The following is a 22,176-nucleotide window of genomic DNA, read 5'->3' as shown; positions in this document are numbered from 1 at the left end:
ATCTTACTTTATCTATTATATACCTTCTTTTTTTCTTGTAAATAGAAAATGTCTTCTTTTAGTTTAATTGATTTCAGAAACTTCCTTTACATACTCAACGAATTTTTCAAATTTCATCCCTCTAGAAGCTTTAAATAGCATTGTATCTCCACTCTGCATTATTTCTCCTAAAAGTTTTTTAGCATCTTCTAAATTATCGAAGTGGTATGAATTTTTCACATCAAATCCATTTTCCTCTGCTTCTTTATTTATAAATACCGCACTTTCTCCAACAGTTATTATAACGTCTGAATTATCTACACAGGCTTTTCCTACTCTTCTATGTCCAAATTCAGCTAAATCTCCCATTTCAAGCATATCTCCAAGAACTGCTATTCTTCTGCCCTCATATCTTCCAAGTATGCTAAGAGATGCCTCCATTGAGTCAGGACTTGCATTGTAAGTATCATTTATAACAGTGTACTCACCTATTTTTCTTATATCCTGTCTCATTCCTGTAGCTTCAAAATTAGAAAGACCTCTTTTAATTCCTTCCATAGATATTCCTTCTACTGTACCAACAGCTATTGCAGCCATTGCATTGTAGATATTGTGTTTTCCTACAGTTGGTATAAATATTTTTTCTATATTTCCCATAACAGAACATTCAAATTCTATGCTATCTTCTGTCATATCATAGGCTACACAGTATATATCATTATTTTTTTCAAATCCAAATGTTATAAGGTCGTAATCTCTTTCCGCATCTCTTAAAGTAGATAGGAATTTGTCGTCCCCATTTACAACAAGAGTATTTCCTTTTACAAATCCAGTAGTTATTTCCATTTTAGCTTTGAAAATACCTTCCTGAGATCCAAGGTTTTCAACATGTGAAAGTCCTATATTAGATATAACTGCAACCTTTGGATTTACCATATTTGCAAGGTACTCGATTTCTCCAAATCCTGACATACCCATTTCTATAACAGCACATTCATAACTACTATCTAGATTGAATAATGTTAGTGGAACTCCAAAATGGTTGTTGAAGTTCTTTTCATTCTTTAAAGTAGCTCTTTCTGAAGAAAGTGCTGCATACACCATATCTCTAGTAGTCGTTTTCCCAACACTACCAGTTATTCCTATAAACAGTATATCAAATTTCTTTTTATAATAGTGACCGATATCTCCAAGTGCTTTTGAAGTATCATCGACTTCTATTATATTCATATCTGATTTTATATCGATATCTTTTCCTTTATTAACAATAAATACTCTGCATCCTAAGTCATAAGCAGAACCGATATATTTATGAGCGTCGTTGTTTTCACCGACTATAGCTACAAATGCTGTATCTTCCTTAGCAAGTCTACTGTCTATTACGATAGCTTTTACAGATTCGCTGCCTTCCCCATTTTTTAAATTTCCTTTAGATGCTTCGACAATCTCTTTTACTGTCAGCCTCTCCATTTTACTTCCTCCTAACCTTCCGACAACAAGTCGGTTTTGAGCAAAAAAATTTTATGCTCTAGTTAATATTTTTTCTATCAATAAAGGCAATGTATAGATGTCCACACATTGCCCCGATAAATTTTAGCATTTATAATTATATACCAAAATCAAATTTTTTTGAAGTGATTTATAGTCAGATGTAATCAAACTGTTACATATTCATATGATATTCACATCTGATTTAATACTTTTGACAAAAATTACTTCTTTTCAGCAACTCTAAGCTTAGCACTTCTCGATCTTGGGTTCATTTCTATCTCTTCTGCACTTGGAAGGATAGGCTTTCTTGTTATAACTTTAACCTCAGAAACTTTATCGCACTGGCAGAAAGGCATCTCTGGTGGGCAAACACAATCTAATGAAAGATATTTAAATTCGTTTTTAACTATTCTATCCTCTAATGAGTGGAATGTTATTATACAAATTCTTCCGCCTGGATTCATTATTGAGCAAGCATCATCTATCATTTTTGTTATTACTCCAAGCTCGTTGTTTACTTCTATTCTTATAGCCTGGAATGTTCTCTTTGCTGGATGTGGCCCATCTATTCTCGCCTTTTTAGGAATAGCTTTTTTGATTATATCTACTAGCTCTCCAGTAGTTTCTATTGGTTTTTCTGCTCTTCCTTCAACGATAAACTTAGCAATTCTTTTAGCCCAGTTATCTTCACCGTAGTCTTTTATTATCTTTGCTAATTCTTCTTCTGTGTACTCATTTACAACATTGTACGCAGAAAAATCTTTTCTAACGTCCATTCTCATATCAAGTGGAGCATCTTGCATATAAGAGAATCCTCTATCTGCCTCATCTAACTGATGAGAAGAAACACCTAAATCTGCAAGCACACCATCTATTTTGTGTACACCTATTTTTTCAAGCTCTTCTTTTATATTTTCAAAGTTACTGTGTACAAATTTTACTCTGTCGCTATATTCTGCTAATCTTTCTTTTGCAGTTGCTATGGCATTTTTATCCTGGTCAAATCCTATAAATAGTCCATCACTAGAAAGTCTTTTGACTATTTCTTTAGAATGTCCAGCACCACCCATAGTACAATCGACATAAACACCATCTGGCTTTATATTCAGATTATCTATGCACTCATTAAGAAGTACCGATACATGATTAAATTCCATTGTTTTCTCCTTTTTTTTGTATTATTTTTCTTCTATATTATGGCTTATCTAATTACAGATTAAGCTGCTTTTTTCTTAGCTCTATTTTTTAAGTAGAAATGAAGTATTAAACCACCTACAACACCTACTAAACTTACAAACTGAGCCATTCTTATAGGCCCAAACATTAAACTATCTGTTCTAAGTCCTTCTATGAAAAATCTACCTATTGAGTATAAAGTTATGTAAGAAACAATAACTTCTCCTTCATAAGTCTTTTTCTTTCTCATATAGAACATTATGAATAGGAATATTCCAAAGTCCCAAATTGACTCATATAAAAATGTTGGATGAACTTTAACTCCATCTACCATAATTCCCCAAGGAAGTGATGTTGGTCCTCCATGAGCTTCACCATTTATAAAGTTTCCCCATCTTCCTATAGCCTGTGCAAGTGGCATACCAACCATAACTGCATCTGCTGTTTTGAAGAAGTCTAATTTCTTTACCTTTGCATATATAAATCCTGTAAGAATTCCTCCTATAAGACCTCCATGGATTGCAAGTCCTCCACCTCTTATATTAAAAATCTCACCTGGATTTTGTGAATAATAATCCCAACTAAATATTACATAGTACAATCTAGCACATATTATCGCCACTGGAATTGCTATAATTGCTATGTTTAAAACATCATCTTCAGATATTCCAACTCTTTTAGCTTCTCTAATAGCTAATGCAATTCCTATAAGCATCCCAGTTGCAATAAGTACCCCGTACCACATCACATCTATTCCAAAAATAGTAAATGCTACTCTGTCCATATTTTCCCCCTGTTTAATTCTTTTTTTCTCTTTAAAATTTTATTTTATTTTTTATTTAATGCTAATTCTTTTTTAGCAATTAATTTTCTTCTGTTTCTAAAGGCTCAATTATTGATATTACACAGTTTTCTTCTTTGAAGTGAGTTCTTAGTCTGTTTTCAACATCTTCAAATTCTACTTCTTTTAAAACTTCTAAGTAGTCTAATATATTTACATCTTTAAATGCGTAAGATATAAAGTTGTTAGCTATAAATTCCATAGAATCCATATATTTTAAGAACTCTCCTATTTTTTTCTTCTTAGCTCTTTCAAATCCAACTCTTGAAAGTCCTTCTTTTTTATATCTTTCTAGATATTCAGTTATAGTATCTTTTACCTTATGAGGATCTTTTCCTTCACCAGAAATCAATGTAAACGCATACTCAACTTCTGAATAGAATCCACCGTAGAAGCTATCGTTTACCATTCCCTTCATATACATATCCTCATTTAATTCGCTACCTGTTTTAAATATCATATCGCAAAGAATATCGCTGACTACTTCCTTTTTAAGAAGTTCTTTTCCTCTTAAATTAACGTCCTCGTCTTTGTACGCTATGTTAAACATAGGCATTGATACCTGATATTTTTCAACTATTTCCTTCTGAGCAATTTCTTTAGGCTCTTCATTTGGGAATCTCTGAATTTTTCCTTCTATTTTTTCTATATCAGAGTGGTTTGCTTTTTTGATTACATCCATAACTTCATTTTCATCTAAATCCCCAATTACAAATAGTATCATATTTGATGGATTGTAGAATGTGTTGTAGCATTTATAAAGCTCATCTGGAGTTATTTTGTATATGCTATCAACATCTCCAGCTATGTCTATTCTAACATTATGTTTCTGATACATTGCCTTTAATGCATTGAAATATACCTGCCAGCTTGGGTCATCGTCGTACATTTTTATTTCCTGAGCAATTATTCCCTTTTCTTTCTCAACATTTTCTTCTGTGTAGTATGGTGTCTGAACATAGTCGATTAAATGTGTTAAACACTCATTGAAGTTTTCTGTAGCTGAGAATAAATACGCTGTCATATTGAAGTTTGTAAATGCATTTGCACTAGCTCCGTATTTAGAGAATAAATCAAAAGCATTTCCCCCATCTGGCTGCTCAAACATCTTATGCTCTAAGAAATGAGCTATACCTTCGTGGACTCTAATTTTATCACTCTCACCCTTAGGAACAAATTCTAAGTCATTTGAGCCGAAGTCAGTTGCTAGTATTGCGTATTTCTTTACAAAGCCTTTTTTAGGCATAAAATAAACTCTTAATCCATTTTCTAATGTTTCAAAGTATAATTCTTCTTTTATTATATCGTTTACTATCTTTTCCATAATATCCTCCTTATTTTTCATTTGTAAGGAAGTATACTGTATCTTCCTGTATATCCTTCATAGCGTCAACTATATCTTCAACAGTTATATTTTCAACATAATCTATTATCTCTTCTACTGTGTAATCTGTCCGTCCTAATTCCTGTGAAAATACGAATTCTGACATTCCACCTAGTCCATCACATGAAGATCTAAGTCCGTTTATTAGAGATTTTTTAGTATTAACTAACTCTAATTCTGTTATTTCCCCATTTCTTACAGCATCAAGATTTTCCATTATAAGTCTTTCTGTTTTTTCTCTGTTCTGTACTTCTATACCTGAAGAAATCATCATTATAGATTTGTATTTATCTACATTTGCGAATATGTAGTAGCAAAGACTTTCTTTTTCTCTAACATTGTTGAATAGTTTTGAGTGAGGTCCTCCACCTAAAACACCAACTCCAGTAACTAAAGCATAGTATTTTTTAGCATCTTTGTAGTCTGTATTTGCTCTAAATCCCATAACAAGTTTACCCTGTTTTATGTCCATAGCTTCGTCTACTTTTTTAACTTCTTTTACTTCTTTAGCAAACTCTTCTCTAACTACATGCTGTATTTCTCCTCTTTCTATTGAGAAATGGCTCTTTATAGTATTTTCGATTTCTTCACAATCAAAATCTCCTTCTACTATTATATCTATTCTTGAATTTTTTATTATTTTTTTATAGTGTTCGTAAAGAGAGTCAGGAGTTATAGCGTCTATCTCCTCTATTGTACCAGCAGATGGTATGCTAAATTTTTCTCCTTCACACATTATTTCTATACATCTCTTGTGCGCATAAGATCTTTTATCATTTATAATAGATAAAACCTTATTTTTTAGGTTTTCTTTTTCTATTTCAACGTATTCTTTTTTAAATCCGCCGTCTATTACAAGAGGTTTTGTTATTAAATCGTTTAAAAGCTCGATTATATCTCCAAATATTTTTTCATCTATATATTTGTCATTAGTATTTAAAACTTTAAAAGATATTATCTGTCTTTCTCCACGTTTTGAAGTATCCGCAGCTAAAGCAGCACCATAAAGGTCGTCAAGTCTATCAGATAATTCCTTCATTGAAGGATATTTTTCGCATCCACTCGCAAGAACCTGAGGTAATAGTGAGTTTTTTGCTGCCTCGTTTTTATCTAACATTCTCTGTATATTTATGCTAATCAGATTTGATTTGAATTTTTCAGTTTTTATAAGAGTAAGCCCCATTCTAAAATGGTCCCTATGTCAAGGACATATATAAAAAAGTCTTAAGCAGCAAGCAGCTGACTTCTATATTGAATAGGAGTCAGCTGTTTTAAATTCCACTGACAACGATCATTATTATAATAATCCATATAATCATCTATTAAACTTTTTAACTCTTCAAATGTATTGCAACTTTTATAATCTATTTCATCTTTCATATGACCAAAGAATGACTCCTGCGGAGCATTGTCCCAACAATTACCTTTTCTAGACATAGATTGACCTAAATTATATTTTTTTAACAAGTTCTGAAAAATAGTACTTGTATAATGAACTCCTTGATCAGAATGAATAAATGCATCTTTATGTAATTTGTCTGAATTTGATAACATGAGATTGTTAATAGTTGAAATAACAATATCCATTTTTAAATTCTTCGATAAATGATACGATAAAATTTCATTCGTAGAAGAATCTTTTACAGTTGATAAATATGCTGTTTTCCCATTGCCGTACGGCATATACGTAATATCAGTTAAAAGTACTTTTCCTGGTATACCTTGTTTAAATTCTCTATTCAATTTATTAGGAACTGTGTGATGTTCTTTTCTTGCTTTTCCCATACGTTTAGCTGGATTTGACTCGCGAATAGGACATTTAATTCCATATTTTTTCATTATTCTTTGAATTTTTTTTCTGTTAAATATTATATTAAATTTACTTTTTAAAATCATTTTTATTGAACGAGAACCTTTTTTGTATCCTCTGAACTTATATGCTTTAAGAATTATTTCTTTTGCTTCTAAATCCTTTTCTTCTTGTTTGCTTATTACATTCTTGTTTTTTAAATAGTTATAAAATCCAGATCTAGATACTCCTGCAACAATACATAGATGTTTTATCATTTTTTTTAAACAATATTTATTTATTACATCATTAATTAATTTGAATATTTTCACCGAAGGTAGCTTATTATTCATCACCTGCCTTTCTTCGAAGTCTAGCTTTTTTACTAGTTCTAGCTCTGCTTTAAGATATGCTATTTCAGCATCCTTCTTATCTATTATCTCTTTATCTGTTAATTTTCTTTTTCTTGGTCTTCCAGAATTATTAACTCTAGAATCATCTAGTCCCAAAATACCATTTTCTTTATATGACTTTCTCCATCGCTCGCTAGCGCATTTAATACGTTTTGCACCTATGATGTTAGTGTCAAAACCTGCTTCTTTAAATATCTGTGTTGGATTTTTTCCCTTATTGTATTCTGTTATGAAATGTATTTTAAATTCATTTGTATATGTTATTGATTTACAGCTTACATTCTTTACAAATGGATTTTTTGATAGCTCTAATGTTTCTTCTTTACTAAATTGTTTTTTACTCATAAATTACTCACCTCTATATTAAAATTATACAAAAAAAGAACCTATAGATGAAACACCTTTTTACAAGTGTCCATTCTATAGGTTCCATTTTATTCCTTTGGCTATTTCTTTTTTTATTATAGATTCCATTTTCTTCCTCCTCTTTCAAAAATTTCCTATTATAATATTATAACCTTTTTAATTGGAAATATATATAATAAAATCTTTTGGTTTACACAAAATATATTTTACATTGATAGTTATTCTGTTGTATAATTAATCTATGTGTCAATAGATAATAACGCTGAATGTATTAAGTGATGTTTACATTTAGCTAAAAATACAATAAAGAGAGGACGATTAATTATGAAATTAGGTATAGTTGGTTTACCAAACGTTGGTAAAAGTACACTATTTAATGCTATAACTCAGGCAGGGGCTGAGTCAGCAAACTACCCATTCTGTACAATAGACCCTAATATAGGTGTTGTATCTGTACCAGATCCAAGATTAGACAAATTAAAAGAGCTTTACAACTCTAAAAAAATAGTTCAGACTGCTATAGAATTCTGCGATATAGCTGGACTAGTTAAAGGAGCTTCAAAAGGTGAAGGTTTAGGAAACAAATTCTTATCTAACATAAGAGAAGTTGACGCTATAGTTCACGTTGTTAGATGTTTTGAAGACCCTAACGTTGTTCACGTTGACGGTTCTGTAGACCCATTAAGAGATATAGAAACTATAAACTTAGAGTTAATATTCTCTGATATAGAAGTTCTTGAAAGAAGATTAGTTAAAACTACTAAAGCTTTAAAAGCTGATAAAACTCTTCAGGGAGAAGTTGATATATTAAACAGCTTAATGGCTACTTTAGAAGACAATAAATGTATAAGAACTATGGAATTTGACGAAGATACTGCAGCTTTCGTTAAATCATTAAACTTACTTACTTCTAAACCAGTTATATATGTAGCTAATGTTTGTGAAGATGATTTAGCAGATGACGGTGCTACTAATGCAATGGTTGCAAAAGTTAGAGAATTCGCTGAAACAGAAGGTTCTGATACAGTTGTTGTATGTGCTCAGATAGAAGCTGAAATATCTGAACTTGAAACTGATGAAGAAAAGAAAGAATTCCTTGAAACTTTAGGACTTGAACAGTCAGGTCTTGACAAGCTTATAAGAGCTTCTTACCACTTATTAGGATTAATATCATTCCTAACTGCTGGTGAAATGGAAGTTAGAGCTTGGACTATAAAAAATGGAACAAAAGCTCCTCAGGCTGGCGGAAAAATCCACTCTGATATAGAAAGAGGATTCATAAAAGCTGAAACAATAGCTTACGAAGACTTAATACAGTATGGAAACATGACTGCAGCTAAAGAAAAAGGTGCTGTAAGACTTGAAGGAAAAGAATACGTAGTTAAAGATGGAGATGTAATATTATTCAAATTTAACGTATAATATGAAGTTTTCGTCAATTTATTTTATCAAGTAGTTTTGAGTCCAATAACAATTAATCGCGTTCCTGGCTTCGACGCTTTCTTCGTCTAGCTCGAACTCCGTTCGAAGCAATGACGAAAGCGTCTGCAGATAGTCACTGCGATTTAATTTGTTATAGTCCTCAAAACATAGCACTTGCTAAAATAAAGTTGAGAAAACTTATTATACCGTTAGAATTTAAATAATACGGAAATACATAGTAGAAAAGCCCTCAGACGAGGGCTTTTTTATTGCTTAAACAACCGAAGGTTATTAAAAATTATTATCTAAATACTTAAAATTACTTTATTTCATCGTTAAAATTTGAATAATATGGGAATACATAGCAGAAAATCCCTCAGAGGAGGGCTTTTTTTGTTATTTAAAAATATAAATATATTGCATATTATTAAACGATAGCCAATCCTTAAAACTTCTACTCTTTTTACTGCCTTACTTACGTATTTCCAGCGAATAAAATTTTAAAAGAAATTTAATGCTATGAGAGGGCTGTTTATGATTTAGTAGCCGTCTTTTAAGTAATATCATCATGAATTATTTGCACCGACAATCTGCAAGCGTGAGGTTGTTTTGCAACAAAATATTTTACCTACACCACGCTGAAGCCTGGAGGGAAAATAATCATGATGATATACTTAAAAAGGCTATTACTAAATCGTAACAGCCCTTTATAAACATTATTTTCTTTTAAATTTTATCGCATTTTCTTTGCACTTGTTTATACATTCCCCACATTGTACACATTCCATATCCCCAACTTTTTTTACATCAAGTTTACAAGTTATTGTACATGCGTTACATCCTGTGCATTTATTCTCATCTATTACAAATCCAAACACAGAAATCTTGTTAAATAACCCATAGAATGCTCCAAGTGGACACAAAAATCTACAAAATCCTCTAAATACAAACACTGTCATAACAAGAATTATTATCATAATCCCTATTTTCCAGTTGAACAAGAATCCTGTGAGCGACTGTAACCGCTGATTGCTAGACACTAAAGGTACACCTGCTTCTAATGTTCCAGCTGGGCAAATATATTTACAGAACCCAGGCGCTGACATAGTTAGAGGTATTATTACAACGAATACAACTAGTATTACATACTTTAATAAAGATAATTTTTCGCTCCATTTTCCTTTTTTTACCTTTTTAGTAGGTATTTTGTAAAGTAATTCCTGAATTAGCCCAAAAGGACATAAGAATCCACAAATCACCCTACCTAGAAGTATTCCAAAGAGCAAAAGTATTCCTATTATATAGTATGGAAATTTATACTTGGCAGATACTAGTGCAGACTGCACACTTCCAAGTGGGCAAGATCCTATAGCTCCAGGACATGAGTAGCAGTTAAGCCCTGGTACACACATCCCCTTGCTTGCTCCTTGATAGATTTTACCCTCAGCAAATCCACCTATATTGCAGTTGTATAATACAGCCGAAATTACCTGGATTAATCTTCTTTTTCTATCTTTTATCCATTCAAACATCTATCCTATTCCTATACATTCGTAGCAAATTCTATTTGCCTTGTTCATAACATCTCTAATTCCGCCACTTAAAGCTCCAACTATTATCAAAAGAACTGCTGCTACGAAAATAACCTTTCTAAGTATTTTCCCCTTATTCATTATTTTTCATAAGCCTCCGTTAAAGATCTTAAAACTCTCTTGTACTGCTCATCTGCTCCTGCAGATCCTACCATAGTTTCGTGCACTTTTCCTTCCTTATCTACAACAACTAAATAAGGAATACCGTCTGAAGGATATGCATTACATATATCCATATTTTCATCATAAGCTACTTTAAAAGTATAGTTTTTATCTTTTAAAAACTCATCGACAGTCTTTTTATCCTCACCGTAGTTTACAGCAACTATTTCTATCTTATCTCCGTACTCTTTCTGAAGTTTTTCTATCGCTGGTAATTCTTCAACACATGGTCCACACCAAGTAGCCCAGAAATTAATTAAAACTACCTTACCTTTATTTTCTGAAAGTATAAAACTTTTTCCATTAGTTAGGTCTGCGTAAAACTCAGGTGCTTCATCTCCAACCTTCACTTCTCCTGAAGCACTTTTATTTCCTCCACATCCAACTAAAGATAATGTCATTATTAATCCCATTAACATCGCTAAAACTTTTATTTTTTTCGACATAAATTTTCCTCCTAATCTTTTTTAATTAAATTATAATTAATTAGATTATATAATAAAAAGTACCTCAAGAATATATCCCGAGGTACTTTTTTCAATTTTTATTTAAGGATATATTTATATTATTTATATATTTAATAATTTATCCTATATATTTTGATGGATTATTTTAAATCCTGTATTTTAACACCTGTAAGTTCTCCGTATTTCTGCATAACAGTTAATATACTTTCTTTACAAGCATTTAAGTTCTTTTCTTTTCCTATAGAATATCTAGCTTCTGGATTAGAAGTATATGGCATTTCTACAAATGAAGCTATTGGAGCAACAAATCCATCTTCATCTTTAGCATCTTTATTGAACTCGAAGAAGTATGGTGCACTTATTATAGTTGTTCCATCTTCCATTGTTCTTGTTCCTTCAAGATTAGTTAAATGTCTATCTATAAGATTTTTGTACATATGAACTATTGGAGAGTTTTCTTCTAATATATTTGTAGTCTGTTTATATCCCCATTTATCTGTTGTATATGCACCATCTATCTGTGGATCGTACATATAAACTCTTACATTGTTCTTAACAGCGTACTGATTTACAGTAGATATTATAGAACGAGTTTTTTCATTTCCAGGTCCACCCATCATTATTAGAGAGTTTCCGTCCTGATCTGTTAACCATTCTAACTGACGATATGTTATTGGATATATATTTACTTTTTCGTCTGCTTTGAATATTTCTTTTCCGTAAGAATTAAACGCATCTTTTATATATTTTTCTTTATCGTAATGAGCTAATTCTATTTTATTATTTTTTATGTAGTCAAATATTTTAAGAAGATTTTTTCTGTATTCTTCTGTAACATATTTTCTAACTGGTTTTCCTTCTTTATCTAATACATCGTTTCCTTCTGCATCAGTTTCTTTTACATAAAGACCTTTTTCATCACGTTCAACCATCTGTTCAAAAGCGTAAACTACTGGGAATTTTCCTCTAGCTACACCTTTACCACTATTATCTTTTACATTGTCTTTATTGTAAAGGAACATTATTGGCTGCTGTAATCTACCTACAGTAACCTCTTTACCATCTGCATTTGTGTAAGATATTGCAGTATCTGAGTCAGATGGATATTCTATCCAGTCATCTAAGTTAGTTAAGAATCTAGATACCATTTCTCCGTACATGTAGTTGTATTTAGCCCCTACTGTGTCTTTCCCGTTAGTCATACGAACGAACATAGAACCATCTTCCCCATTGTCTACGTTAAAGTCATATGAGTATATTGTGTCTATTCCATATTTTTTTGCAAATTCATTTACAGAAGGCCCCATGGCTCTACTGTTGTGGCACCAAGAACCACTTAACTGTATAAGGAAGTTCCCTTCCTGCTGCATTAAGTTCATAAGCTGATCATAACTTATGTCTTTGAATACTATTTCTTTATCTTCAAATGTATCTACACCGTTCTGACGATCCATATCAGCATTTGAATGTCTATTGAAGTCTCCAAAAGCATATTCTTTTTCAAAATCATATTTTGGAGAAGATAGCTGAGCTTTTGTATCAGCTAAAGTTTCTTTTTTAGATGTGTTTTCTGTTGTACTAGCTTCTTTATTACCACATCCCGTTAATACACCTGCAACAAGTGTAGCTGCTAGTATTGTAGATATAACTTTCTTATTTATCTTCATACTTTATTTATTTCTCCTTTCCTATTTAATTAGCACATTGGAATTGATACTTCTTCAGTAGCACCGCCACCGCCACTTGATGAATATTCTGATTCTAAAGCTACAAGGTCAGCATAGTTTTCTATTGACATATACTGGTCTTCTTTTAAGTAGTTAGTTACAACTTCTCTAGCTGCTTTTACATAGTTTTCAACGTCTGTGTTTGAATATTCTTCAACTGTTTTTCTTGCATCTGCAACTTTAGCTGCTTTTATTGCAAGTCTAGCGTATTCTATTTTTGCTTTGTCGAATTCTACTGTGTTTGATATCTTTTCTTCTAGCCCTAATTCTGGATCAAGAGAATTATAGTAGAAAACTGCACGATCTATTTTTTCTTTACATTCATCTGTATAAGCAACTTCACCTATGTTTGATATTGCTTTTTCTGTTCTATATACAGAGCATTTAGCTGAAGCTATTGAAAGTATAAAGAACACAACAACAGATGCAAATAATAATTTTGTCGATTTTTTCATTAGTTGGCCTCCTTTATTTCTTCCTCTGTATTGAATATTTCGTCGTCAAGAAGTCCTGTTTTTCTTGCGACTACTGTAGCTGTAACATTAGCTGTAACAACGTTTAGTAATGTACGAGCCATGTCTGACATGTTGTTTATAGGCATTAAAAGAACAACTGCTGCTATTGGTAAATCAACCGCACTGAATAACGCAACAGCAGATACAACACCTATACCTGGAACCCCAGCACTACCCATAGCTAATATAAGTGCCATAAATCCAAGGATTAAATAATCTCCAAATCCCCAGTTCATTCCTGTAGCATTCATGTAGAATATTGCTAGTAAAACTGGCCATACACTTGTACATCCTGGCATACCTATTGTAGTACCTAGTGGTGCTGTAAAGTTGGCAACTTCTTCATCTACCCCTACTTTTTTAACTAATCTATCTATAGTTATTGGAAGTGAACCAACACTACTCTGTGTAGTAAATGCTGTAACCTGAGCATCGAAAGTCTTTTTGAAGAATTCGATTGGGTTTACTTTTGCTACAAATTTTAAAAGTAATCCGTTGAATACATAAGTCTGGAAGAAACATACTCCGAATATAGCAACTAATAATAATAATAACTGAACAACAGCATCTTTATCGCTAAATAACCGGCTAGCAGATGTCGCCATTAAACATAATACTGCAAATGGAGTACAGTCTATTATGTATGATAATATACGGAATATTATTTTCTTAACTGCTTCTACAAGATTTTTGAAGCTTGATAATGTTTCTTCTCCTTCTTCAGAAGATATACTAACATAAGCTACAGCTACAGATACCGCCATAACTATTATTGCTACGACATTATCTTCAGATAAATCTTTTATTACGTTTGTTGGGAATAATCCAAGTAAAACTTCATTTAGTGAAGTTCCCATGTCTTTATATGCATTTACAGTAGTATCAGTAACGGCTGCTATATCAGCAAATACAGCTCCTCCACCTTTACCAATTCCTGTAATTACACCAACTAACATAGTTACTACTATAGCTCCAACAGCTGATAATAATAACCAAACTACTGATTTAACACCGATATTTTTCATTTTTTCTTTATCGTTTAGTGTTATAAATCCTGAAATTACTGAAATTAAAACAACTGGCGCAACTAGTGCTGTTATTAGATTTACATATACCTGACCGATTAAATCTAACCATACTAGATACGTGTTCCCCTCTGATGCGAATACTATACCTATTACTCCACCCATTACCATACTTATTAGTATGACAAATGTCCAGTTTACCTTATAAGATATTTTTACAAGGGCTTTGAATAAAAGTAATGTAATAGATAATACTAAAAGTGAAATCCAATTCACACTTGCTATTACGTCTATCATTTTTCAACCTCCTTTATTTTATGTCTTTGTTTTATGTTTTCTCTTAAAAAATGACTTTTTCATTATAACTTCAAACTAAATAAAATTCAAATAGATTTCATCTATATTCTTAAATTAAAATAGTTTTTACTAGTTACCGTTTTTATAAATTAATACTTGCATTTTTTAGTTTAAACAGATATTTCAGTACAACTTTTTATCATTAGTTTTTTTTATCATTAATATAAGCATTTTCAATGTATTTAAACAAAACTTTTTTCTCATTTAAATATTTTTTTATTTTTTTACTTTTGAATGAATCATTATTCATACGTGCAAATTTCTGTATTTATATATAGAAAAAATCTATAAGTATATAGATTTTATTTGAATTAAAGGGTAATTTTATGTAAATTTAACAAAACTTTTACCTTTATTTTTATATAAATTCGTGACATTATGAATTTTAATTTCTTTTTTTACATAAAAAATAAGCCCCCTCCCGGTATCCGTATATACCGAGAAGAAGCTTATATTAAAAGTCTTTTGGGTTTTCTATTTTTTATGCTTCTTTTTTATTTTTGAATAATTTATCGTTTATTCTATCTACTATAACTGCTATTGCATTATCTCCAGATACGTTACATGCTGTTCCGAAACTATCCTGAGTTAAGTATAGAGCTATCATTAATGATGCTAATCCACCTTCTGATGGTATTCCAACCATTGGTAAGAATGGAAGTGCTGACATTATTGCTCCACCTGGTGCTCCTGGTGCTGCTACCATTGCTATACCTAACATTGCTATGTATGGGAATAATACATTGAATCCATGAGGCATATTATTCATCATTAAAACTGCTGTTGTGAAGCAAGTTATTGATATCATTGATCCTGATAAGTGTATTGTTGCACATAGAGGAACAACGAATTCTCTTATCTGCTTAGAAACACCGTTCTTTTCTGCACATTCTACGTTTACTGGTATTGTAGCTGCTGAAGACTGAGTTCCTATTGCTGTTAAATAACCAGGTACCTGATTTTTTAACATTGTGAAAGGATTTTTCTTTCCTATTGCACCAGCAAATGAGAACTGTCCTATTAAGTATATGAAGTGTAGAGGTATTACTGTTACGAATACTTTCCAGAATACTCCAAGTATACTCCAAACCTGTCCTGCATATGCTATGTTAGCAAATGTACCAGCTATGTATAATGGTAATAATGGTATTATTACTGTTGATAATGTTGCTGTTACTATATCCTGGAAATCATTGAAAAATTTATAAAGAACATCGCCTTTACCTTTGTTTCTTAATGAAGATATTCCAAGACCCATCATGAATGCGAATACTATTGCTGCTGTTACATCTATCATTGGTTCTAATGGTATTGAGAATATTGCACTTAACTGACCTGCACTTGGGTCACCTATCTGACTTGCTACTTCTGCGTTTATGAATTTAGGGAATAATGTTGATGCTACTATGAATGCTATTGTTCCAGCTACTAAAGTTGAACCATAAGCTATTCCTGTAGTTATTCCTAATAATTTTCCAGCTCCTGTTGCTAAATCTGCTATACCTGCTGTTACGAATCCGATTATTATAAATGGTATTACGAATGATAAGAATGATGAGAATAATCCACTTATTGTTACTAACACCTGTATTACTGGTGCTGGACAGTATGTCCCGATTATGATACCTACTATAATACCCATGATCAGCTTAGGAACTAAGCCAATTTTTTTCTTTTTCTTTTCTTCTGCCATTACTATTTCCTCCTACTCATATTTTAGGCTTTATTTTAATCACTACTGAATTTTAAATATTAGCAATATAATTTCTAGATATATATTTTCCCGTTTAAGACTTAATTGATTTAAATAATTTTTATGACATAATTCAGTTGTGAATAAAAAACGTTTTTTTATATTTTAACACGTTTTAAATAAGTATGAAATAGTTTTCATAATTTTTTCTTATAAATATTTCTTATAAGCCTATAAAAAAAGTCGAACAACATAGCTTATAAACGTTGAAACTATGCAATTCGACTTGTTTTTTTATCTACAAAGATTTAATAAGAACGATAATTTTAAATTATCAAAAAATTTAATTTATTTTATAAAAACCGAGTATTTTTATTTTTTTATTAAAATTTACTATATTAATCTTTGATATTTTTAATATTTTTTACAATTTTATTATTTAATTTAGCATATAATTCTTGTTATTATTTTATCTTATTTATATATTTTTTCAATAAATTAAGCTTCTTTAGATTTGAATAATTTATCATTTATTCTGTCTACTATAACTGCTATTGCGTTATCTCCAGATACGTTACATGCTGTTCCGAAACTATCCTGAGTTAAGTATAGAGCTATCATTAATGATGCTAATCCACCTTCTGATGGTATACCAACCATTGGTAAGAATGGAAGTGCTGACATTATTGCTCCACCTGGTGCTCCTGGTGCTGCTACCATCGCTATACCTAACATTGCTATGTATGGGAATAATACATTTATTCCATGAGGCATATTATTCATCATTAAAACTGCTGTTGTGAAGCAAGTTATTGATATCATTGATCCTGATAAGTGTATTGTTGCACATAGAGGAACGACGAATTCTCTTATCTGTTTAGAAACTCCATTCTTTTCCGCACATCCTACATTTACTGGTATTGTAGCTGCTGAAGACTGAGTTCCTATAGCTGTTAAGTAACCAGGTATCTGATTTTTTAACATTGTGAAAGGATTTTTCTTTCCTATAGCTCCAGCAAGTGAGAACTGGCATAGTAAGTAGATTAAGTGTAGAGGTATTACTGTTACGAATACTTTCCAGAATACTCCAAGTATATTCCAAACCTGTCCTGCATATGCTATGTTAGCAAATGTACCAGCTATGTATAATGGTAATAATGGTATTATTACTGTTGATAGTGTTGCTGTTACTATATCCTGGAAATCATTGAAGAATTTGAAAAGCACTTCACCTTTTCCATGATTTCTAAGATATGATATACCAAGCCCCATCATAAATGCGAATACTATTGCTGCTGTTACGTCTACCATTGGTTCTAGTGGTATTGAGAATATTGCACTTAACTGACCTGCACTTGGGTCACCTATCTGGCTTGCAACTTCTGCATTTATGAATTTAGGGAATAATGCTGATGCTACTATGAATGCTATTGAACCAGCTACTAAAGTTGAGCCGTATGCTATTGCTGTAGTTATTCCTAATAATTTTCCAGCTCCTGTTGCTAAATCTGCTATACCTGCTGTTACAAATCCTATTATTATAAATGGTATTACGAATGATAAGAATGATGAGAATAATCCACTTATTGTTACTAACACCTGTATTACTGGTGCTGGACAATAAGATCCAATTATAATACCTACTATAATCCCTATAATTAGTTTAGGGACTAGACCTAATTTTTTCTTTTTGCTTTCCTCTGCCATTGCTTTGTCCTCCTGTTTTGTTTTTTTGTTTTTTTGTTTTCTTTAGTTTTTTACTTTGGTTTTATTATTTGGCTTTTATTAAAATTCATTTCTGAATAATAACCTATTTAAAATATTTTTAAGAATAAAAAAACCGAGCCCACATATAGTTTCACTTCATAAAACAATGTAGCTCGGTTTAAATTCGTAATCAAATAAATTTCAAAATATTAATATCCTAGTTATCAATATCACTAATTTATTATTTATATTCTATTTTACTATATTTATAATAATTTTATCCCTGCTTCTTCACATGCGTCAATCTGCTCTTTAGGCCATATACCAACCTGCACTTCACCTATATGTGCTTTTCTTAAATAGTACATACAAATTCTAGACTGACCTATACCTCCACCTACTGTGTATGGTAATTCTCCGTTTAAAAGCATTCTATGATAATCAAGCTCTCTTCTGTCATCACATCCAGCTAATGTAAGCTGTCTGTCTAAACTTTCTTCATCAACCCTAATACCCATAGATGATAATTCTATAGCCTCGTCTAAGATAGGGTTGTAGAATAGAATATCTCCATTTAATTCCCAATCATCATAGTCAGGACTTCTTCCATCGTGTTTTTCACCATTAGAAAGAACTTTCCCGATCTGCATTATAAATACAGCACCATGTTCTTTTACTGCCTCATTTTCTCTTCCTTTTGCATCTAACTCAGGATATTTGTCTAAAAGCTCCTGAGACGTGTAGAATGTAATCTCTTCTGGAAGTATTTCTGGTATATGAGGATAAAGAGAACATACGAATACTTCTGTATCTTTGAATACTATATAAAGCTTTTCTACTGTTTCTTTAAGCGTTTCCATATTTCTGTCTTCTTTGTTCACAACTAATTCCCAGTCCCACTGGTCTACGTATAAGGAGTGTAAATTATCAAGTTCTTCGTCTTTTCTTATAGCATTCATGTCGGTGTATAATCCAGAACCTGCCGAGAATCCATATCTCTTTAATGCCATTCTTTTCCATTTTGCAAGAGACTGAACTATCTCTGCATTTTTATTTAAACAAGGCACATTGAAATTAACAGCCTTTTCTACACCATTTAAGTTGTCATTCATACCCGTTTCTGGTAAAACGAATAAAGGCGACGATACTCTGGTTAGGTTAAGTTCTCTACTTAATCTTAACTCAAAGTAGTCTTTTAGTTTTTTTATTGCTATCTGCGTTTCCATTATATCTAATTTATCTTTATAATCTTTAGGTAATTTTAATCCCATAACTTGCACTCCTCCTAATTTGTTGCTTCTTTCAATTGTTTGATTTTTAGATATAATAAACTTTAATTTTTCATTTGTCAAGAAATTAGATAATTTTCTGATTTTTTTATTATCCTTCTATTATTAATTTTTTATTATTAATTAAAGAGGAAATACTTTTTTTCACTTAATTTTGTCTATATATCTATTGATTATCATTTAATTTTTATTTTTTTTGATAAATAAATCTTTAGCTATGAATATAAATTTTTCTAGCAATTTTAATAAAAAAAGTGAATAGAGAAACAACTTAAAATACTATTAGTTATTTCCTATTCACTCACTTAAAATTAATTATTTTCCATAAATTTCATAGTATCTTCCATATTTGCATAAGATGCTAAAGCACCCTGTTTCTGAGTAGTTAATGCTCCATATGCATTTGCAAATTTTACTGCATCGTAAATAAACTCTTCTGGTAGTTCTTCAAGTCCTCCATCAAAATCGGCAATTTTGTATAATAATGCAGCTATAAATGAATCTCCTGCTCCAGTAGTGTCTACAGCATCTACCTTATATCCATCGTGTTTTGCCACAGCATTTTTAGTATAAACCTCTGCCCCATCGGCACCTTTTGTATATACCACTATCTTGCATTTATCTAGTGCAAATAAATCTTCTAAAGCATCTTCTATTTTTTGCTCTCCTGTTATAAATTCTAACTCCTCATCAGAAATTTTTATAATATCTGCATAAGGTAAAAATTCTTTGACAGCAGCTTTTAAATCAGCTTCATTTTCCCAAAGAGAAAATCTTAAATTTGGATCAAAGCTTATAATCATTCCCTTTTCAGAAGCCTTTTTAATAAGCTCTACATGAGTATTTTTCATAGGACTTTCTTTTAATGAAACACTGCAGAAATGAAGTATTTCACAGTCATCTAATACATTTTCATCTAGCTCAGAAAAATCTAATGATAAGTCAGAACAATTTCTTCTGTAGAACATAAAATCTCTATTTCCATCTGCAGCAAGCGAAACGAATGCAAGAGATGTATCTGCATCGTCAGTTCTTATTACAGAATCTGTTTCTATCCCAACTTCTCTAAGAGTTTCTTCAATATAATCTCCAAAAGCGTCGTTACCTAGTTTAGTTATCATCTTTGCATTTCCACCAAGTTTGCAAAATGCACCTGCAACATTTGCTGGAGCTCCACCTGCAACTCTTTTAAACGTAACAACATCTTTTAATCTCTGTCCTTTTTCCATAGGCACAAAATCTATAAGTGCCTCTCCAACTGCACACAACTTTTTCATATCAAAATCCCCTTCTCTAAAATTCATCGATTTCAAATACTATTTTTTTCATATCGTACATACAAACTTTTGCTAATCCATCTAATTTTTCAAATCCAATTTTTTGAATTCCGTCAGTATATGCTCTAGTTGTAAACACAATTTCTCCGTCGTTTATAAATATCTCAAATGCAGATATATCAGAGTATACGTCGATATTTCTCACCTCGTCGCAGTAAGCATATCTAACATCTCTACCACATCCACTTTCTCCCATATTTAATTCAATTAAACCTTTAGATTTATCAAAAGATAAACTTATATCATTTCTTAAATTTAATTTAAACTCATTGCATTTTTCAAACTCAGCACATAATTCAAAAGAAAGATTTTCCACTTCTAAATTTTTAAATTCATCAGCTGTAAATGTACGATTATCTCCTCTTAAGGATTTAATTTCCTCAACTGGTCTTTGATATATTATACCATTTTTTAATATTAATTCTCTAGGCATTGTAAGTGCGTGTTGCCATCCATTTTCAGTAGTTCTATTAGTGTAATCCGCATCTGGAATACCCATCCAACCTACAAGTATTCTTCTTCCTGATTCATCTTCAAAACTCTGAGGTGCGTAGAAATCAAATCCATAGTCTAATAATCTAAATTCAGATAAATTCACGTCTTTAGATTCTAAATCTCCATTCACTAAGAAATATCCATTTTGATGTACATTTTTGTAAATATATCCCTCTTCTGGAACACCCTGAGGACAAGTTACAAGCACAGTTTCCCCATTTAAGTCAAATAAATCAGGGCACTCCCACATATATCCAAATTTTTCATCGCTGTATATTACAGTATGGCATTCCCAATCTTTTAAATCTTTCCCTTTTAAAACTAATATACAACCTATACTATTATCATCTCTAGCTCCTATTACCATGTAGTCTATACCATTTTTGTGATAAACTTTAGGATCTCTTACATGTAGGCTTAAATTAGATGGAAAATCTGTGTTAGTCATTATTAATTCCTTTTCACTAAAATTAAACCCATCTTCGCTACTACAAGCTATTAAATTCTGTTCTCTACCAGTCATTATGTAATCGTAATCACCGTCTAAATATTTAACATTTCCTGTATAGAAATAGTTTATCTTCCCATTTCTAACTACTGCACTTCCTGAATACACTCCGTTTTGGTCGTATCTAAAATCGGGATATAAAACAGGTTCATGTTCCTGATATTTTATGAAATCCTCTGTAGTTATATGTCCCCATAGTTTCAGTTTTCCATTTACATCAAACGGAGAATACTGGTAATAAATATGGTAAATCCCTTTAAATTGGCATAGACCATTTGGATCATTTACCCAGCCACTAGTCGGCATTATATGATAATTTAATCTATCTTTATCATTTGCAGCTAATTCTCTAAGTTCTTTATTCTCTTCCCAAACTTCTCTAAATTCTTCTATGTTCATTTCATTCTCTCCAATTTTTTAGTCTTAATAATTTCTTAATAT

Annotated in this window: 18 protein-coding genes; 1 reads left to right on the top strand and 17 read right to left on the bottom strand. The window is 31.4% G+C overall.

Annotation, left to right across the window (positions count from 1 at the left end):
- Nucleotides 1-63: 63 nt before the first annotated feature.
- The 6 genes from KGNDJEFE_RS04110 to KGNDJEFE_RS04085 all read right to left on the bottom strand — a co-directional run bounded on the left by KGNDJEFE_RS04110 (nucleotide 64) and on the right by KGNDJEFE_RS04085 (nucleotide 7,418).
- Nucleotides 64-1,449, bottom strand: coding sequence for a UDP-N-acetylmuramoyl-tripeptide--D-alanyl-D-alanine ligase (locus KGNDJEFE_RS04110; protein WP_006439965.1), 1,386 nt, complete (start codon nucleotides 1,447-1,449; stop codon nucleotides 64-66).
- Between the two features lie 242 nt (nucleotides 1,450-1,691).
- Nucleotides 1,692-2,627, bottom strand: a complete 936-nt coding sequence (gene rsmH, locus KGNDJEFE_RS04105) for a 16S rRNA (cytosine(1402)-N(4))-methyltransferase RsmH (protein WP_006439964.1) — start codon at nucleotides 2,625-2,627, stop codon at nucleotides 1,692-1,694.
- A gap of 59 nt (nucleotides 2,628-2,686) precedes the next feature.
- A complete protein-coding gene (gene lgt / locus KGNDJEFE_RS04100) occupies nucleotides 2,687-3,430 on the bottom strand; it encodes a prolipoprotein diacylglyceryl transferase (RefSeq protein WP_006439963.1) in 744 nt (247 codons plus the stop codon).
- Nucleotides 3,431-3,509: 79 nt separating this feature from the next.
- Nucleotides 3,510-4,811 (bottom strand): EF-P 5-aminopentanol modification-associated protein YfmH, encoded by a 1,302-nt coding sequence (gene yfmH / locus KGNDJEFE_RS04095; RefSeq protein ID WP_040410397.1) that lies wholly within the window; start codon nucleotides 4,809-4,811, stop codon nucleotides 3,510-3,512.
- A 10-nt stretch (nucleotides 4,812-4,821) separates the two neighbouring features.
- Nucleotides 4,822-6,054: an EF-P 5-aminopentanol modification-associated protein YfmF gene (gene yfmF / locus KGNDJEFE_RS04090; RefSeq protein ID WP_148881798.1), complete on the bottom strand. Its 1,233-nt coding sequence runs from the start codon at nucleotides 6,052-6,054 to the stop codon at nucleotides 4,822-4,824.
- Nucleotides 6,055-6,095: 41 nt separating this feature from the next.
- The gene (locus KGNDJEFE_RS04085; RefSeq protein ID WP_148881763.1) at nucleotides 6,096-7,418 is read right to left on the bottom strand and encodes an IS3 family transposase; all 1,323 of its coding nucleotides are present in this window, start codon (nucleotides 7,416-7,418) and stop codon (nucleotides 6,096-6,098) included.
- Nucleotides 7,419-7,763: 345 nt separating this feature from the next.
- Between KGNDJEFE_RS04085 and ychF the strand changes: the two genes are divergently transcribed.
- Nucleotides 7,764-8,861, top strand: coding sequence for a redox-regulated ATPase YchF (gene ychF, locus KGNDJEFE_RS04080; RefSeq protein ID WP_006439960.1), 1,098 nt, complete (start codon nucleotides 7,764-7,766; stop codon nucleotides 8,859-8,861).
- A gap of 716 nt (nucleotides 8,862-9,577) precedes the next feature.
- Here ychF and KGNDJEFE_RS04075 read toward each other — a convergent pair.
- The 11 genes from KGNDJEFE_RS04075 to KGNDJEFE_RS04025 form a co-directional block, all read right to left on the bottom strand.
- The gene (locus KGNDJEFE_RS04075; protein WP_006439959.1) at nucleotides 9,578-10,393 is read right to left on the bottom strand and encodes a 4Fe-4S binding protein; all 816 of its coding nucleotides are present in this window, start codon (nucleotides 10,391-10,393) and stop codon (nucleotides 9,578-9,580) included.
- Complete coding sequence (locus KGNDJEFE_RS04070) at nucleotides 10,394-10,534, bottom strand: CD1871A family CXXC motif-containing protein (RefSeq protein ID WP_006439958.1); 141 nt, start codon at nucleotides 10,532-10,534, stop codon at nucleotides 10,394-10,396.
- A complete protein-coding gene (locus tag KGNDJEFE_RS04065; protein WP_006439957.1) occupies nucleotides 10,534-11,061 on the bottom strand; it encodes a TlpA family protein disulfide reductase in 528 nt (175 codons plus the stop codon). Before KGNDJEFE_RS04065 ends, KGNDJEFE_RS04070 begins: the two co-directional genes overlap by 1 nt.
- Before the next feature lie 161 nt (nucleotides 11,062-11,222).
- Nucleotides 11,223-12,749 carry a type 2 periplasmic-binding domain-containing protein gene (locus KGNDJEFE_RS04060; protein WP_006439956.1) on the bottom strand — a complete coding sequence of 509 codons (1,527 nt, stop codon included), beginning with the start codon at nucleotides 12,747-12,749 and terminating at the stop codon, nucleotides 11,223-11,225.
- A 29-nt stretch (nucleotides 12,750-12,778) separates the two neighbouring features.
- The gene (locus KGNDJEFE_RS04055; RefSeq protein ID WP_006439955.1) at nucleotides 12,779-13,264 is read right to left on the bottom strand and encodes a hypothetical protein; all 486 of its coding nucleotides are present in this window, start codon (nucleotides 13,262-13,264) and stop codon (nucleotides 12,779-12,781) included.
- A complete protein-coding gene (locus tag KGNDJEFE_RS04050) occupies nucleotides 13,264-14,646 on the bottom strand; it encodes a dicarboxylate/amino acid:cation symporter (protein WP_006439954.1) in 1,383 nt (460 codons plus the stop codon). Before KGNDJEFE_RS04050 ends, KGNDJEFE_RS04055 begins: the two co-directional genes overlap by 1 nt.
- Before the next feature lie 541 nt (nucleotides 14,647-15,187).
- A complete protein-coding gene (locus KGNDJEFE_RS04045) occupies nucleotides 15,188-16,399 on the bottom strand; it encodes a dicarboxylate/amino acid:cation symporter (protein ID WP_006439953.1) in 1,212 nt (403 codons plus the stop codon).
- Nucleotides 16,400-16,897: 498 nt separating this feature from the next.
- Entirely contained in the window at nucleotides 16,898-18,106 is a 1,209-nt protein-coding gene (locus tag KGNDJEFE_RS04040; protein ID WP_006439952.1) for a dicarboxylate/amino acid:cation symporter, read from the bottom strand.
- A gap of 266 nt (nucleotides 18,107-18,372) precedes the next feature.
- The gene (gene asnA / locus KGNDJEFE_RS04035; RefSeq protein ID WP_040410396.1) at nucleotides 18,373-19,377 is read right to left on the bottom strand and encodes an aspartate--ammonia ligase; all 1,005 of its coding nucleotides are present in this window, start codon (nucleotides 19,375-19,377) and stop codon (nucleotides 18,373-18,375) included.
- Nucleotides 19,378-19,706: 329 nt separating this feature from the next.
- Nucleotides 19,707-20,672, bottom strand: coding sequence for a carbohydrate kinase family protein (locus KGNDJEFE_RS04030; RefSeq protein WP_040410395.1), 966 nt, complete (start codon nucleotides 20,670-20,672; stop codon nucleotides 19,707-19,709).
- Between the two features lie 16 nt (nucleotides 20,673-20,688).
- The gene (locus KGNDJEFE_RS04025; protein WP_006439949.1) at nucleotides 20,689-22,134 is read right to left on the bottom strand and encodes a glycoside hydrolase family 32 protein; all 1,446 of its coding nucleotides are present in this window, start codon (nucleotides 22,132-22,134) and stop codon (nucleotides 20,689-20,691) included.
- Nucleotides 22,135-22,176: the final 42 nt, after the last annotated feature.

The sequence above is a fragment of the Peptacetobacter hiranonis genome (assembly GCF_008151785.1).
Lineage (GTDB): Bacteria > Bacillota > Clostridia > Peptostreptococcales > Peptostreptococcaceae > Peptacetobacter > Peptacetobacter hiranonis.
The sequence above is the reverse complement of the archived record's forward strand: the minus strand, read 5'-3'. Positions and strand labels throughout refer to the sequence as shown.